Origin of the sequence: Mesorhizobium sp. BR1-1-6, from assembly GCF_020165355.1 — a bacterium.
GTDB lineage: Bacteria > Pseudomonadota > Alphaproteobacteria > Rhizobiales > Rhizobiaceae > Mesorhizobium.
In genome coordinates this window covers 39,721-55,039 of record NZ_JAIUHZ010000016.1, presented here as the reverse complement: position 1 = coordinate 55,039, position 15,319 = coordinate 39,721, and the positions used below count along the sequence as shown (strand labels likewise).

General features: G+C 63.3%; 13 protein-coding genes. 4 read left to right on the top strand and 9 right to left on the bottom strand.

Going from position 1 to position 15,319, the window contains the following annotated elements; genetic code table 11:
- Positions 1-2 precede the first annotated feature (2 nt).
- The 4 genes from LB545_RS23705 to LB545_RS23690 form a co-directional block, all read right to left on the bottom strand.
- Complete coding sequence (locus LB545_RS23705; RefSeq protein WP_224705938.1) at positions 3-1,277, bottom strand: O-antigen ligase family protein; 1,275 nt, start codon at positions 1,275-1,277, stop codon at positions 3-5.
- A complete protein-coding gene (locus LB545_RS23700; protein WP_224705937.1) occupies positions 1,274-2,809 on the bottom strand; it encodes an undecaprenyl-phosphate glucose phosphotransferase in 1,536 nt (511 codons plus the stop codon). The genes LB545_RS23705 and LB545_RS23700 overlap by 4 nt, the downstream gene beginning before the upstream one ends.
- Positions 2,810-2,902: 93 nt before the next feature.
- On the bottom strand, positions 2,903-4,033 hold the full coding sequence (locus LB545_RS23695; RefSeq protein ID WP_224705936.1) for a glycosyltransferase family 4 protein: 1,131 nt from the start codon (positions 4,031-4,033) through the stop codon (positions 2,903-2,905).
- A gap of 9 nt (positions 4,034-4,042) precedes the next feature.
- Positions 4,043-4,606, bottom strand: coding sequence for a polysaccharide biosynthesis/export family protein (locus LB545_RS23690; RefSeq protein ID WP_140493982.1), 564 nt, complete (start codon positions 4,604-4,606; stop codon positions 4,043-4,045).
- A 253-nt stretch (positions 4,607-4,859) separates the two neighbouring features.
- On the opposite strand from LB545_RS23690, the gene LB545_RS23685 reads away from it, so the two are divergent.
- Positions 4,860-7,109 (top strand): GumC family protein, encoded by a 2,250-nt coding sequence (locus tag LB545_RS23685; RefSeq protein ID WP_224705935.1) that lies wholly within the window; start codon positions 4,860-4,862, stop codon positions 7,107-7,109.
- A gap of 46 nt (positions 7,110-7,155) precedes the next feature.
- Here LB545_RS23685 and LB545_RS23680 read toward each other — a convergent pair whose 3' ends face one another.
- Positions 7,156-8,382 (bottom strand): GNAT family N-acetyltransferase, encoded by a 1,227-nt coding sequence (locus LB545_RS23680; RefSeq protein ID WP_140493978.1) that lies wholly within the window; start codon positions 8,380-8,382, stop codon positions 7,156-7,158.
- 88 nt (positions 8,383-8,470) lie between these two features.
- Between LB545_RS23680 and LB545_RS23675 the strand changes: the two genes are divergently transcribed.
- Positions 8,471-9,529, top strand: coding sequence for a polysaccharide deacetylase family protein (locus LB545_RS23675; protein ID WP_140521815.1), 1,059 nt, complete (start codon positions 8,471-8,473; stop codon positions 9,527-9,529).
- Positions 9,530-9,546: 17 nt separating this feature from the next.
- Here LB545_RS23675 and LB545_RS23670 read toward each other — a convergent pair whose 3' ends face one another.
- Entirely contained in the window at positions 9,547-9,762 is a 216-nt protein-coding gene (locus tag LB545_RS23670; protein WP_140522178.1) for a DUF2842 domain-containing protein, read from the bottom strand.
- A 183-nt stretch (positions 9,763-9,945) separates the two neighbouring features.
- Here LB545_RS23670 and LB545_RS23665 point away from each other — a divergent pair, with 183 nt between their 5' ends.
- On the top strand, positions 9,946-11,034 hold the full coding sequence (locus LB545_RS23665) for a COX15/CtaA family protein (RefSeq protein WP_140521817.1): 1,089 nt from the start codon (positions 9,946-9,948) through the stop codon (positions 11,032-11,034).
- 82 nt (positions 11,035-11,116) lie between these two features.
- Here the strand turns inward: LB545_RS23665 and LB545_RS23660 are convergent, their stop codons facing one another.
- From LB545_RS23660 to speB, 3 genes are read right to left on the bottom strand one after another with little or no spacing between them, the layout of a single operon-like run.
- Positions 11,117-11,959, bottom strand: a complete 843-nt coding sequence (locus LB545_RS23660) for an aminoglycoside phosphotransferase family protein (protein WP_224705953.1) — start codon at positions 11,957-11,959, stop codon at positions 11,117-11,119.
- Positions 11,956-12,882: an N-acetyl-gamma-glutamyl-phosphate reductase gene (gene argC / locus LB545_RS23655; RefSeq protein ID WP_224705934.1), complete on the bottom strand. Its 927-nt coding sequence runs from the start codon at positions 12,880-12,882 to the stop codon at positions 11,956-11,958. Before argC ends, LB545_RS23660 begins: the two co-directional genes overlap by 4 nt.
- 29 nt (positions 12,883-12,911) lie before the next feature.
- Positions 12,912-13,919, bottom strand: a complete 1,008-nt coding sequence (speB, locus tag LB545_RS23650) for an agmatinase (RefSeq protein ID WP_224705933.1) — start codon at positions 13,917-13,919, stop codon at positions 12,912-12,914.
- 123 nt (positions 13,920-14,042) lie between these two features.
- Here speB and LB545_RS23645 point away from each other — a divergent pair, with 123 nt between their 5' ends.
- Positions 14,043-15,251, top strand: a complete 1,209-nt coding sequence (locus LB545_RS23645; RefSeq protein ID WP_224705932.1) for an acyltransferase family protein — start codon at positions 14,043-14,045, stop codon at positions 15,249-15,251.
- Positions 15,252-15,319: the final 68 nt, after the last annotated feature.

The following is a 15,319-nucleotide window of genomic DNA, read 5'->3' as shown; positions in this document are numbered from 1 at the left end:
CACTATCGAGCCGATAGCGCTCCGCGGTCAGGTGAAGCTTTCGGCATCGCCAGCCGTAATTGCCGCTGATGACGGTGTTCCAGCGCGATCGCGCCCCAGACCAATCCGAGCAGCAGATAGACGTGGCGCCAATGGTCGATGTCGATGAAGGTGCCGAGCCCGACATTGCCGATGAAGGCGACATAGGCGCACAGGAGATAGGGCTGCCATGGCCGGTCGCGCAGCAGGACGCGGAATCCGGCACATATCGTCCAGAGGACAAGCGTCAGGAACGATACGAAGCCGAGCCAGCCATAATCCATCAGCATCTTCAGCCAGATGTCGTGGGTGTCCTCGCCGAAGATGGTGCCGAACACCAGAGGCCCGATGCCGAACGGGTGCTCCATCGCCATTTGGAAGCCGATTGCATAGCGGGCGAAGCGGCCGAGGCGGGCGGTGTCGTAGCTCTGTTCGAGATGGGCACGGTTGGAGAACATCTCCGCCACGCCGGGCAGCTGCAGGATGACGATCATGGCGATCGTCAGCAGCGACAGTGCCGCGATGGTCATCACCACCACGCGCAGCCGGAACATGCCGCTGTTGCTCTGCAGGAACAGGCAGCCGGTGAGCAGAACGGCAGAGACGGCAAACATGCCCCAGGCGCCGCGCGAGAAGGAGAAGAAGATGCCTGATGTGATGATGAGCAGCGGCACCGCCAGCAGCGGCATGCGCGAGACCGGCCCGGTCAGCAGCAGATAGAGCAGATAGATGCCGGGCAGCACCAGGAACGGCCCGAACACGTTCGGGTCCTGGAAGGCGCCTGCGGCGCGGTCGTATTTGGTGAACATCTCCGCGCCCGGAAAGGCATGGAAATACCCTGCTATGCCGAGTAGCGAAGTCATCACCGCGGATACCACATAGGCAATGAAGATCAGCCGGTAGAGGCTCGGCTGCGTGGCGGTGACCGATGCGAAGAAGACCGCGCTGAAGGCGAGAAACAGCGACACTGCAAGGTAGAGCGGCGTGTTGGCGAGGTCCGACATCTGCGTCATGGCGATCATGCCGCCAATATTCATCGTCACCAGAGGCACCAGCAGCGGCGCGGCCGCGCGCGAAATCCTCAAACCGAAAAGCGCCCAGATGGCGATCAGGCCGGCCATGTAGATTTCGTAAGGAGCCGGCTCGCTGATAACGAAGCCGGAAAGCAGGATGCCGAGCCCGACCGCGCCCGAGGAAATCAGCGCGATCAGCTTCGCATTGACCGCCGCGCGCGGCAGGTCATGGGTGACCGCGCTCAATAGGCGTTTTCCGTGTTGAGCAGCCGAATCGGCGTCAGGAACAGGATCCGCAGGTCGAACAGCATCGACCAGTTCTCGATATAATAGAGGTCGTATTCCGTCCGCATGCGGATCTTCTCGTTGGTGTCCATCTCGCCGCGCCAGCCATTGATCTGCGCCCAGCCGGTAACGCCGGGCTTGACCTTGTGGCGCGCGAAATAGCCGTCGACCACTTCGTTGTAGAGCAGGTTGTGCGACTGCGCGGCAATCGCGTGCGGCCGCGGGCCGACCAGCGACAGCGAACCCAGCAGCGAATTGAAGAACTGCGGCAGCTCGTCGATCGAGGTCTTGCGGATGAAGCGGCCGACGCGGGTAACGCGCGTGTCGTTCTTGGTGACCGTCTGTCTGGCGGTCGGGTCCGACCGGTCGGCATACATCGAGCGGAATTTGTAGACTTCGATCACCTCATTGTTGAAACCATGCCGCTTCTGGCGAAACAGCACCGGTCCCTTGCTGTCGAGCTTGATGGCGATAGCGGTCGCCAGCATCACCGGTGAGAACACGACGATGCCGATCAGGCTGAAAACGATGTCGAAGGCGCGCTTGGCCACCGAATCCCAGTCGTTGATCGGCTTGTCGAAGATGTCGAGCATCGGCACCGAGCCGATGTAGGAATAGGCGCGTGGACGAAACTGCAGCGCGTTCGAATGCGCCGACAGCCGGATGTCGACCGGCAGCACCCACAGTTTCTTCAGCAATTGCAGCACGCGCGATTCGGCGGTCAGCGGCAGCGACACGATCAGCATGTCGATGCGGGCGATGCGGGCGAATTCGATCAGCTCCGAGATTGTGCCGAGCTTGGGATAGCCGGCGACGATAGGCGGCGAGCGTTTGTCGCTGCGATCGTCGAAAATGCCGCAAATGCGGATGTCGTTGTAGGGCTGCCTCTCGACCGAGCGGATCAGGACCTCCGCTGCCTTGCCGCCGCCGACGATGACGGCGCGCCGCTCCATGTGGCCGTCGCGCGCCCAGCGCCGGATCAGCTTCGACATCACCAGCCGCAGGCCGAAGATGAGAATGAAACCGACGGCGAACCAGGTGCCGAACAGCAATCGTGAATAGTTTTCAGATATCTTCATCACGAATGCCGTCAGCGCCATGAGGGCGAACGTGCCGGCCCAGACCAGCAGCAAACGTCCAAAATTGGCGATCGGCCGCATGAGCGAGACGATCTGGTAGCAATCGGTGACGTCGAGCAGCACCACTGCAAGGAACGACGCGGCGGCGATCGTCAGCGGATATTGCCAGGCGAAATAGTTGAAGAAGCCGACAAAGTAGAAATAGACGCCGAGGCCGGAAAGGAACAGCACTGCGAACTCGACCATCCGCAGGACGCCGCTGACCATGATCGGCGACATCGTATCGCGCCGGTATTGCGAGGCGACCTGACGGGCGACATCATTCATGCCGCCCGGCATGCCGCCATCGGTCGGGGTGTCGAGTTTGCGCACAGCCTCTGCCGAAAAGCGGTGCACGGGATCGATCTCGTTCATGGGATTTCCGCAAGCTTCCCCCAGGCAATAGCAAAAGAGAGCTAAGAAACCCTTGAAACAACGCGTGGCTTTGGAAGGGCTTGGGCCGGTGGTTTATTTGGCCAGCGCCGCGAAATACGCTTTCTCGATCTCGGCAGCCATGACATCGGCTCCGAAGCGTGCCTCGAGATCGGCGCGATCGGGCATCAGTTTTCGATAGGCGGCGGGATCGGCCAGCGCTTCGGCGATCTTGTCGGCAAGCTGCAACGGATCAGGTCTGATCAGGGCAGGGGAATCGGCGCCGAAGATCTCCGGTATGCCGCCAACGGCCGTGGCGATCATCGGTTTTCCCGCCGCCAGCGTCTCGAGCACGACATACGGCAATGCTTCGGCGCGCGAAGGAACGACGACCAGCGCGCCCAGCGCAAAGGCATCCCTGGCCGGCATCGGCGGCAGGAAACGCACATTGCCGTCAAGCCCGAGCCGCCTCACTTGCGCGCGGTACCGAGGCAGGTTGTCGCCGTCGCCCACCATGACCGCGCCCAGCGGGCGTCCGAGCCGTGTCCCCGCAAGGGCCAGCGCGTCGATGAAGATGTCGGGTCCCTTGAGGTCACGCATCATGCCGATGTAGAGCAGGTCCACCATTCCGGGCTTCTCCGGAACGGGGTCGAACTCAGCCGCGCGCAGGCCATTGTAGATCAGCGCGTTCGGAATGGGCGCCTCGCCGACCTTCCTGCGATAGGTGCGTCGCTCATAGTCCGAGACGAACAGCAGACAGTCGGTGAAGTGAGCCATGGATCGCTCGAGCGCGAAGAACAGCTTTCCCGTGAACGTGCTCTCGTCATAGTGGAGAGAACCGCCATGCGGCGAATAAAGGCGGGCTACGCGAGACCTTGATACCCGCAACAGTGAGCCGAACAGACGGGCATAGGCGCCACCCTTGGCGCCGTGCCCGTGCAGCACGTCCGGCCGCAATTCCTTGATGATTCCGTAGGTGCGCGAGGCCGAGGCGAGATCGCCCAGTCCGACATGGCGCTGCATCGGCGTGCGATGGATGCCGAGCGCCAGCATGGCCTTCATCCGCCCGAACAGGCGCTCCTCGTATTCCCCGCCTGTGGTCGAATCGCACACGATGCCGACCGAATGGCCGGCGGCGACCTGAGCTTCCGCGAGGTCCCGCACATGCCGAAAGATCCCGCCGACAGGTGAACGAAAGCAATGGACGATCCTGAGTTTGTCCGCCACGTGTGTTCGTCAGAACAGACGTTCACGCACATAGACAGTATCTCCGGGCAGCAGCGGGTCCGACGTAACAACCCGGCCGGTCATCACCTTGCCGTTGATATCTCGGGTGATGTCGACGCTTTCCTGGTTGGCGCGCGGCGTGAAGCCGCCGGCAATGGCGACGGCTTTCTGAACGGTGAGGCCGGGCACATAGGAATACTGGCCGGCGGCGCCCACTTCGCCCATGACGAAGATAGGCCTGTAGCGGTCGATCTCGACGGAAACGTCAGGATCGCGCAGATAGCCTTGGCGCAATTTGTCGGCGATTTCCTTTTCCATCTGCTGGGCGGTGTGGCCACGGGCCGGCACGGCACCGACCAGCGGGAAGGAGAGATAGCCGGACTGGTCGACACTATAGGTGTTGGTCAGCCCGTCCTGCTCGAACACGGTGACGCGGACGCGGTCGCCGGCGCCCAGGCGATAGGGTTGATCGAGCACCTCGTGGAAGGCGGCCGGCGTCGGCCGGTAGCTGGAGCAGCCGGCAAGCATCGACACGGCAAGCAGCGCGCGAAAAAGGGAAGCAGTGCTTTTCATGACAGGACACATACCTTCGACTGGCCGCTGCGGCGTCGCAGCAAACATCTGAGAGCGCGTCCGTTATCGTCCTGTTAGGGTTAATGGCCGGTAAAGGGTACGACCGATACGGCATCGATCGACAGGAGTTTTACAACTTTGGCGATTTTGCTTGGCGCCTCCCAGTAAGTCCTAGCGGAAGCTTGCTGTGATCTTAACGGCTGAGTTACCATAGTTGTTTACGGTGCGCGCGATCCGTATCGGAGTAGGATGCATGTCCGTTCAGTCCACGGCCGCAGACGTTGACGTCGATCTTGGGCAGCTCTTCGCCAGCCTGGCGAGGAACTGGCTGCGAATATTGGTCGTCTCCCTGGTGGTCACCGGGTTGGCGTTTGCGCTCGCTTCGCTGGCAACCAAGCACTACAAGGCCCAGACGCAGGTTCAGATCGATACGCGTGAATCCGTCTACACGCGCCCCGCCGGCAGTAATGACAGCGACAAGCCGATCCTCGATGAGCAAGGCGTCGCCACCCAGGTCCAGATCATTTCGTCCAACGAAATCCTGAAGCGGGTGGCGCAGAAGCTTGATCTGTCGCGATTGCACGAATTCGATGAAACTGTCGATATGTCGCCTCTCAGCCGCCTGCTGATCCTGGTGGGGTTGAAGAACGATCCCCTGGATATCCCGGTCGATGAGCGCGTCCTGAAGAAGATGCGCGAGAAGCTCAACGTCTATGGCGTCGAAAAGACGCGTATCATCGCCATCGAGTTCTCCTCGGAAGATCCCAAGCTCGCGGCTGCTATCCCCGATGCCATTGCCGCCGCCTACATTGCCGGGCAGGGCGCGGCCAAGCTCGAATCCAACACGGCCGCGGCGGACTTCCTGGCTCCCGAGATCGCCGATCTGCAGAAGCAGGTCAGGGATGCCGAGGCCAAGGTCGCCGCCTATCGCGCCCAGTCGGACCTTCTGGTGGGCGGCAACAATTCTGTGCTCGCCACCCAACAACTGGCCGAACTGTCGACCGAATTGTCGCGGGTGCGGGCCAACCGCGCCGCCGCCGAAGGCACCGCCGACAGCGTGCGCAAGGCGCTGCAGAATGGCGGCTCGCTGGATTCGCTGCCCGAGGTGCTGTCATCCGATCTGATCCAGCGCTTGCGCGAACGGCAGGTCGAACTGCGCGCCAACATCGCCGACCTGTCGACGACGCTGCTCGACAATCATCCGCGCATTCGCGCGGCAAAATCACAGCTGGCCGATCTCGACGCGCAGATCCGCAGCGAAGCTCAGAAGGTGATGAAGGGGCTGGCCATGCAGGCCGATGCCGCCAAGTCACGTGAGAGCCAGCTCGTCGCCGACGTCAACACGCTGAAGGCGGCTTCCGCGGAGGCAGGCGAACAGCAGGTCGGTCTCGATGCGCTGCAGCGTGACGCTGCCGCCAAGCGCCAGCAGCTCGAACTTTACCTGACCAACTACCGCGAGGCGGCTTCGCGCCAGGATCGCAATTACGTGCCGGTCGACGCGCGTGTCATCTCGAAGGCCGTAGTGCCTTCCGAGGCCTACTTCCCCAAGATCGGGCCGATCGTCGGTGCTGCTTTTGCCGCCTCGCTTTTGCTCATGTCGGTGTTCACGCTGCTGCGCGAACTCTTTTCCGGCCGCGCCATGCGCCCGGCCAGCGGCGCTCGCTTCGAGCCGATCGACGAGGTGGCGATGCCGGTCGCGGCCAGGGAAACGACGATCATTCCAGAGTCCGGGCCTGAGCACCACGCTGAGAAAGCGGTGGAACCGGAGATGATGGTGGAACCGGATCTGCTCTCGCCGGCGGAATCTGCCATAGAGGTCGAACCCGCCGCCGGCGCACCGGTCGCCGAAACCGTCCCTGTTGCCGAGGCCGTCCCGGTCGCCAAAACCAGGCCGCGTTCGGTGCTGGGCGAGATCGACGTTGAAAAAGCGGCGGAAAAGCTGATCGCAAGCGGCGCCGCGCGCGCCATCTTCGTGTCGCCCGAAGGTGACGAGGCGGCCGCCTCCGCGATCCTGGTGGCGCGTGAGGTCTCCGACGCCGGCCTGCGCGTGCTGCTGCTCGACCTCACGGCTTCCGGCGCCGCCTCGCGACCGATGCTCGACAGCGGACTGTTCCCGGGCATCACCAATCTGCTCGCGTCGCAGGCGCAGTTCAGCGAAGTCATCCACCCCGACCTCTATTCCGACTGCCATGTCATTCCTGTCGGCACCGCCGATCCGGTTCGCGCCATGCGCGCCGCCGACCGGCTGCCGATCATCATGCAATCGCTGACCACCGCCTATGACCTGGTGGTAGTCGAATGCGGTCCCGCCGACGCCCAAGGCATCAGCCGTCTGGGTGGCGATGCGACCGAAGTGTTCCTCTCCATGCTGGAGCCGGATGATGAGGTGACGCAGGCCGCCGTCAAGCTTATCGAGAATGGCTATCCGGAGTTGACGCTGGTGACCCCGCTCGGCCACGAACCGCCGGGCACCCCGGTGCCAGGAAGGCGCTCGGCGGCTTGAGTCCGATGAGCGGCGCTTGTGGTCATCACGTTGGAAGGTGGGCGGGTTAGCTACCGTCCTCGGCGGGCGCCGGCGCCTGGCCAGCGGCCTTGCGACGCAGCAGCTTGGTCAGCTTCCAGATCGTCGGACTGTTCTTGACGACGGCTTTCAGCCTGGCGCTTTGCCGCAGCCCCAGCGCCAGTGCGCGGCCTTTCGACGTCAGCGGAACCAGCACCTCGAAGTGCTGCGTTTCGATATCGCACCATAAACGCTTGTACGGCTCGTCGCCGACCGAGAAATCATAGACGTCGAAACCCGCCTCGCAGGCTTCCTGGATATTGTCGAAGAACAGGAAGTCGCCGGGGCTGGTGTGGGCGAGGTCATCCTCGGCGATCGCGCCGAACTCGCAGATCAGCCGTTTGCCCGAGCGGCTCGATCCGGTCACGGCGCGAAGCTTGCCGGCGACCTCGAGCCCGTGCAGCACGAAGGAGGGCTTATCCTCGGCAAGCGCCTCGGTGAACAGAGCACGGAAGAACGCGCGCACTTGATTGTCGCCGAAGACGTTGGCGATGCCCATCCTGCGGAAGCGGGATTCCTTCATCTCGAAAAAGCCGTCGAGCAGCCGGCCGACCTCGTCCACGGTCCGCGCCTCGATGCGCCGATGGCTGCCGATGGCCTCGAACTTGCGCGTCTGCGAGCGGTGCTTCTTGCGTTTGCGCTTTCCGTTTGCCCGAGAGAGCAGTGCATCGAAACCGCCGACCAGGTCGACGGCGAGCGACAGGTTCGGGCTGTCGAAATAATCGAACGAGGCGAGTGGGTTGGCTACGCCATCGAGGTCGGGCAGCAGGCGTTCGAAGGCGACGAGATCGATGTCGGGGCGAGCCTCGGCTATGGCCGCCAGGGTCGAACGAATAGCCGCACTGTCCGCCCTGGCAAGCCATTGCGGGTCGGCGGCGACGAAATTGCCATTGGCGTGGCGGCCACCCATGAAGCGGGCAACACGGAATGGCCCATGGCCGACGACCTCCAGCGCCAGTGCGAAAACCGGTCTGCCTTCGCAATTCAGCATCGCCACGACCGGGTCCGGCTCGACCTGCGCGGCCCAGTTGCGGATCCAAACCGCGCTCTGCGCCGGCGCGAACACGGCGGAGCGGCAGAACGCGGCATAGGCCGCGAGCCCATCGGCGGAAGCGGTGGAAACCGACAGCCCAGCCGGCTCTATCGGCGGCACACTGGGCGGGGCTTCGATTGCCGCCAGGCGATTGCCGTCAAATGACGCGGCCGCGTCAACCATACCTCAATCCTTAGGGCGTATTGCTGCCGATTTGGGGGCGCTCAGGCGTATCCGTGCTTGGTTCAGCCTAGGCGCAAAAGGTGAAGGAATGATCGACGGCGGGGAGGCAATCCGAAAGCTGGCGCTCAACGTCGCCCGCTATACCGGCCTCGCACCGCTGGCCAAACCGCTGGTCGGCGGTATTGGCGCCATCCTCATGCTGCACCGCGTTACGGCAAAGCCCGAAAAGCCCGACAGCGTCAACCGTCATCTCAACATTGCGCCCGGCTTCCTCGACGCCATGATCGCCGGCCTGAAGGCGGATGGCTACGCCTTCGTCTCGATGGACGAGGCGGTGGAGCGTATCGCGGCGCGCGGCAAGGGCGGCCAGTTCGCCGCCATCACCGCCGACGACGCCTATCGCGACAACATGACCGAGGCCTTGCCGGTGCTGGAAAAGCACGGCGCGCCGATCACCATCTATGTGGCTCCGGGGCTTATCAACGGCACTGCGGATCTGTGGTGGGACGTGGTCGAGGATCTCGTCAACGCGGGCGATCGCCTGACCCTGACGACGTCCGAAGGGAAAACGACGATCGACTGCACCAGCCCGGCCAAAAAGCTCCAGGCCATCGCACGGCTGCACACCTATCTCACCAGCGAGGTTCGCGAGGAGGACCTGCGCGCCGTGCTGCGCGAACTGGCGCATGCGAACGGCGTCGACGCCGGCCGGCCGCGCGTCGACACGCTGATGACTTGGTCGGAGATCCGCGCGATCGCAGCGCATCCGCTCGTAACGATCGGTGCTCATACGATCAACCACAGCAATCTGAAGCGGCTTTCAGAAGCCGACGCGCGGCACGAAATCGTCGGGGTGAAGTCCATCCTGCGAGCCGAGCTGGGCGAGGAGCCGCGCCATTTCGCCTATCCCTACGGCTATGCCAGCGCCGTCGGCTGCCGCGAAGTGGGCTTTGTCCGCGATGCCGGCTACACCTCGGCCGTGACCACCCGTCATGGCGTGCTGCGCGCCGAACACGCCGGCTTCCTGCACGCATTGCCGCGCATCTCGGTCAACGGCCGTTATCAGAACCTCGCCCACATCCGCACCATGCTGTCTGGCGTGACGACGCCGCTCGCCAATGCCGGAAAGATGGTGGTCACCATCTGAGGCCGGCCGGCAACGGTTCAGCGCTTGGGCCGAGGCTCCAGCATCAGCCATTTGATGATGCCCATCGCCGGCAGCACCCAGAGCAGGCCGCTTAGCAGGAAGAACAGGAAATGCGTCCACGGGCCCGCCTCGGACAGCCGGGCGACCGCGAAGATCGATGCGACCAGCGCATAGATGATGACAAGCGCCACCAGCAGGAACATTCCGATCAGCTTTTTCAGGCGCACGGGCATGGTTGGCCTCCAGGAGCCGGGGTAAAGTGCGGCCCAGCTCAATGTGTCGGCTTCGCCATAGGCCTTGACGCGAAGCTGTGCAACCCGACAGACGCGGCGCGACGGCGTGCCGCGCCGCCCGGTCTTGCATGCGGGAATGCGATGGTCCACCAATCCGCGACTTCAACCTGCCGGGATAAATCCATGGCCGCCATTACTGCCGCGCCTTACGAGGCGCGTGACCGCGATCTGCACAACCGCGCGCTGGTGCGCGGCTGGCTCTACGTCGTGCTTCTGGTGCTGTTCGCGCTGGTGCTGGTCGGCGGCGCCACAAGGCTCACCGAGTCCGGCCTGTCGATCACCGAGTGGCAGCCGATCCACGGCGTCATCCCGCCGCTCAACGACGCCGAATGGCAAGAGGAATTCCAGCGTTATCAGCAGATCCCGCAATATGCCGAGCTCAACAAGGGCATGAGCATCGAGGCATTCAAGTCGATCTTCTGGTGGGAGTGGGCGCATCGTCTCCTGGCGCGCAGCGTCGGCCTGGTCTTCGCCTTGCCGCTGCTGTTCTTCTGGGCGGCGCGCCGCATCGAGCGCGGACTGGGGCCGAAGCTGGTCGGCATCCTGCTTCTCGGCGGTCTGCAGGGCGCTATCGGCTGGTGGATGGTTGCCTCCGGTCTGGTCGACCGCGTCTCGGTCAGCCAGTACCGGCTCGCCACCCATTTGACGCTTGCCGCGCTGATCTTCACGGCGACCATGGTCGTCGCGCGCGGCTTGGCGCCGCATTCGGAACCTGCGGCCGATCGTTCGACCCAGAAACTGGCTGGTCTCGTAGTGCTTCTGGCGCTGATCCAGATCTATCTCGGCGGTCTGGTCGCCGGGCTCCACGCCGGCCTGAGCTACAACACCTGGCCGCTGATGGACGGAAAGATCATTCCCGGCGATCTGCTGATCCTGGAGCCGGCATGGCGCAATTTCTTCGAAAGCCCCAAGACGGTGCAGTTCGTGCACAGGATCGGCGCCTATACGGTGTTCGTCGTCGCCTTGTGGCACATGATCGCCGCGCGTCGCCGTCTGCCCGGTTCAACGCATGCTCGTCGCGCGACGCTGTTGTTTGCCCTGGTGCTGGTGCAGGCCTCCGTCGGCATCGGCACGCTGTTGATGCATGTGCCGCTGCACATGGCGCTGACCCACCAGGGATTCGCGTTGGTCCTGCTGGGGTTCGCCGCCGCGCATTGGCGCGGCACCAAGGGAGCATATCCCTTGCCCCACGAGATCGCCCTCGGACGCTGAGTCTCTCCGGTCACATCCAGAACGTTCGACTACGCCATCGTCTTGTCGCCGTCGAATTCCGCCTGACGCAAGGCGGCACGGATCAGAAGCCGAGCCGTACCGTTCGGATCGCTGCTGCGACCGACAGTTCGCGGTTCTCCTCGATCGCGTTGTCGTCCTCATGGTGCCAGGAAGCCGACAGGCAGCCATAGGCGATGGCGTGATCCAGTATTGCCGCCGGCGTCTGGCTCAGCGTTCGCGCAAAGACTTCAGCCATCCCGGCAATCCGTGGGGGATCGAGACAAAGGTCGTCGCGATCAAGAGGATTGTAGAACATGTTCGCGGCATCGAATCCCGGGTCGCCGAGAACGCCCTTCGGATCTATCGCCAGCCAGCCGCGTGCTCCGTGCATGATGTTGTCGTGATGGAGGTCGCCATGCAGCGGCCTGACATCATGCGGACCACCCAGCAGCCGGTCGGCGATTTCCGCCGCTTCGACATAAAGGCTGTTCCGGCCAACGACACGGTCGGCCTCCGCTTTCTTGAACAGGCTGGAAAATCGTTCCCGAAGCGGCTGCAGGTCGGGCGGAGCGGGGTGATCCGATGGCGAAAACAGCTTTGCCATCACCTCCACCGCGATTTCCGTGGCGGCCAAATCTCCCTGCTCGGCAAGAACATGCGACAGCATGGTCTCCCCGGCATATTCGAGCAGCATGGAGTGCCCGTCGCGGCCCAGCAGCCGCACGGCGCCTTTGCCGCGCCGCCAGGCAAGGAAATGCTCGCCGCGCAACTCGTCTGCGACGTCATCGAATGGCTTCAGCGCCTTGACGATCGCCGGCGAGCCATCCTCGCGCCGCACCTTCCAGATGCGGCTCGAAAAGGTCTCGGCGATGAGCTCGGGCGCGCTGATCTTCCAGCGGTCCGGAAATGCCGGTGCCGCCATCAGAGGCCGAGCATCAGGTCCATGTTCTGTACGGCAGCCCCCGATGCCCCTTTGCCGAGATTGTCGTAAACGGCGAGCAGCAGGGCCTGCGCGCGCTTGTCATTGGCAAAGACGTAGAGCTTCATGCGGTTGGTGCCATTGTAGATTTCCGGATCGATCTCCGGAATGCGCTCCAGATGCGCATAGGGCGCCACTTCGACCACGCCGCCCTTGATGGCGGCGAAATGGTCGGCGATGGCTGCATGGAGTTCCGCACCGGTCGGCACATGGTCGAGGTCACCGAGCTGCAGCGGCACCACCGTGATCATGCCTTGCGCGAAATTGCCCACCGCTGGCTGCATGATCGGATCGTGCGACAGTTTCGCATAGGCCCTGAGCTCCGGCACGTGCTTGTGCTGAAGGGTGAGCCCGTAGGGCAGGAATTCAGAGGCGTCCTCGCCCTTGGCGACATAGTCCTCGATCATCGGGCGGCCGCCGCCCGAATAACCCGAGATGCCGTTGACGGTGACCGGGAAATCCGCAGGCAACAGGCCGGCGGCGACCAGCGGCCGCAGCGTCGCGATCGGTCCCTGCGGCCAGCAGCCGGGATTGGCGACGCGTTTCGCCGCCCCGATCTTCTTCGCCTGCTCCTTGTCCATCTCGGCAAAGCCATATTCCCAGCCTTGCGCTACGCGATGCGCGGTCGAAGCATCGATGACCCTGGTGGTCTCGTTGGAGATCAGCGACACGCTCTCCTTCGCCGCATCGTCCGGCAGGCACAGGATCGCAACGTCGGCGGCATTGAGGAATTCGGCTCGCGCCGCCGTTTCCTTGCGGCGCTCGGCGGGAATTGAAACGATCTCCAGGTCGCCGCGCTCGGCAAGCAGCGCCCGGATCTGGAGGCCGGTGGTGCCGTGCTCGCCGTCGATGAAGATTTTCGGTTTCATTGGCTGATCAAATTCCCTGATATCGAAAACTATATGCCGTTGCCTTGGTTCACCGCGGCACCGTTGTGGCTGCCGTTGTTCAGCTCTTCGAGCCGTGCTTTCCGCTCGGCCAGCAGGCCGAGATACTGCATGGCGATCATCGAGCCGGCAATCGCCGTTATATCGGCGTGATCGTAGGCCGGCGCAACCTCCACGACATCGGCCCCGACAATATCGATCTGGTTGAGCTGGCGCAGCGTCGACAGGATCTTTGCAGAGGACGGCCCGCCGGCGACCGGCGTGCCGGTGCCGGGTGCATAGGCGGGATCAAGGCAGTCGATATCAAAGGTGAGATAGGTCTTCTTGCCGCCCGTCCTGTCGACGATGGCGTAGGCGATGTCGGATGCACGCATCTCCTCGATCTCGTGACCGTAGAGGATCTTGATGCCGAACGTGTCGGGCGCGTGGGTGCGGATGCCGATCTGGATCGAGCGGTCGGGATCGATAATGCCTTCCTTGACCGCGCGGCCGACGAAGGATCCATGGTCGATGCGTTTGCCGTCATCCTCCCAGGTATCCTGGTGCGCATCGAACTGCACCAGAGCGAGCGGGCCATGGATTGCGGCATGTGCCTTGAGCAGGGGCCAGGTGACGAAATGGTCGCCGCCCAGCGACAGCAGGAAGGCACCTGACTTCAGGATCTTGGCCGCCTCGCGTTCGATCGTCCCCGGCGTCTTCTGGTGGTTGCCGGTATCAAGCAGACAATCGCCACAGTCGACCACCGCGAGGTGCTCGAACAGATCGCGCGAAAAGGGATATTGCGGATCGTTGTCGAGGATTGCCGAGGCGCGGCGGATCGCCTGCGGCCCGAAACGCGCGCCGGGCCGATTGGTGACGGCGGCATCGAAAGGGATGCCCCAAACCACAGCGTCCGCGCCTTTCACATCCTTCGTGTATCTGCGTCGCATGAACGACAGCGCGCCGGCATAGGTCGGCTCCAGCGAAGCGCCCGTCTTTGAGCGGGCTGTGAAGGCATGGTCGATGTTCTTGTTCGCCATTACGGATCCTTGGTTTTCATCGGGGTGCAACAACTACAGAACCGGCACGCAACATGCCAGTCACAGCTTGGGGAAACGAAACGGCGCGGGCGCGGTGCCGCCGCGAGACAGGATTGTATCATCATGACGCAGACCGCGTTTCTTGATTCTCCCCATGGCGCGGCGTCGATCCAGTCCGGCACGGTGGCGGGTGAGCGGTTCCTGGTTCTCGATTCGTGGCGCGGCATCTGCGCCCTGCTGGTGGCGCTGTTCCACTTCCCGACCGCTTCGACGATCTCGCAAAGCGCCTTTGTCGGTTCGTCCTATCTGTTTGTCGACTTCTTCTTCGTTCTCTCCGGTTTCGTCATCGCCAGCTCCTATGGCTGGCGGCTGAACCAGCCGCGGGAGGTCGCACGCTTTGCGGTGGTGCGCTTCGGCCGCATCTATCCGCTGCATTTTCTCATGCTCGCCGCCTTTGCCGGATTCGAGCTGCTGCGGCTGATGCTGCCGCGGGTGCATGGCGCCGGTGCCGCTCCCTTCACCGGCGGCTTCAGCCTCCAGAGCCTGCTTGCCAACCTGCTGCTGCTCCAGGGGGTCGGCTTCGAGGACCAATTGACTTGGAATGCGCCAAGCTGGAGCATTTCGGCGGAGTTCTTCGCCTACCTGTTGTTCGCGGGAGTGGTCTTCACCGCCGGGGCACGCGCCTGGGTGTGGTTCGTCGCCGCCGCCATCACCGCGCCGCTGTTTCTGCTTGGCTTCTCGACCCACCATATGGATGTGTCCTTCGATTTCGGCTTCATACGCTGCCTGTACGGCTTCTCGCTCGGCGCCTTGCTTGCCTGGTTCCAGCATGATTCCATTGCAGGCGCGCGACAGGCGCTTGCCCGGACCGGCCCGTTGCTGAGCTGGACCCTTGCCGAAATCGTCATGGCGGCTGTCATTGTGCTTTTCGTCGCACTGGCGGGCGACAATGATGCCGGGATCGCAGCACCGCTGGTGTTTGCACTGGCATTGTTTCTCTTTGCTCATGAGGGGGGCTGGATCAGTGTCTTTCTGAGAACCCCACTCATTCTGACGCTCGGCGCGCTGTCCTACTCGATCTACATGGTCCACATCTTCGTCCAGGCGCGCATGATCAATGTCGCCGGCCTGGTCGAGCGCAAGCTCGGCCTCGGTCTTGTCGGCGACATCGTCTTGCGCGGAGAGCCGGCGACCGGCTTCGGCGCCGGCTGGGCGGGGGACGTTGCGATCCTCGTCATGCTCCTTGCCACGATAGGTGTCTCCTGGATTACCTGGCGTTTCGTCGAGATGCCTGCGATGACCTGGTTCCGCCGACTGTCGAAACGCATCTGAGGCGACATATCGCTGGCAACCGCTAGCCGGCTTCGTTCACCTAGACGTCACGGGCATCGCCTATTCCC

Excerpts from the sequence above, each read along its gene's own strand:
- LB545_RS23700 (WP_224705937.1), bottom strand. The coding sequence starts at position 2,809 with ATGAACGAGATCGATCCCGTGCACCGCTTTTCGGCAGAGGCTGTGCGC.
- LB545_RS23690 (WP_140493982.1), bottom strand. The coding sequence starts at position 4,606 with ATGAAAAGCACTGCTTCCCTTTTTCGCGCGCTGCTTGCCGTGTCGATG.
- LB545_RS23685 (WP_224705935.1), top strand. The coding sequence starts at position 4,860 with ATGTCCGTTCAGTCCACGGCCGCAGACGTTGACGTCGATCTTGGGCAG.
- LB545_RS23680 (WP_140493978.1), bottom strand. The coding sequence starts at position 8,382 with ATGGTTGACGCGGCCGCGTCATTTGACGGCAATCGCCTGGCGGCAATC.
- LB545_RS23675 (WP_140521815.1), top strand. The coding sequence starts at position 8,471 with ATGATCGACGGCGGGGAGGCAATCCGAAAGCTGGCGCTCAACGTCGCC.
- LB545_RS23670 (WP_140522178.1), bottom strand. The coding sequence starts at position 9,762 with ATGCCCGTGCGCCTGAAAAAGCTGATCGGAATGTTCCTGCTGGTGGCG.
- LB545_RS23665 (WP_140521817.1), top strand. The coding sequence starts at position 9,946 with ATGGCCGCCATTACTGCCGCGCCTTACGAGGCGCGTGACCGCGATCTG.
- argC (WP_224705934.1), bottom strand. The coding sequence starts at position 12,882 with ATGAAACCGAAAATCTTCATCGACGGCGAGCACGGCACCACCGGCCTC.
- speB (WP_224705933.1), bottom strand. The coding sequence starts at position 13,919 with ATGGCGAACAAGAACATCGACCATGCCTTCACAGCCCGCTCAAAGACG.
- LB545_RS23645 (WP_224705932.1), top strand. The coding sequence starts at position 14,043 with ATGACGCAGACCGCGTTTCTTGATTCTCCCCATGGCGCGGCGTCGATC.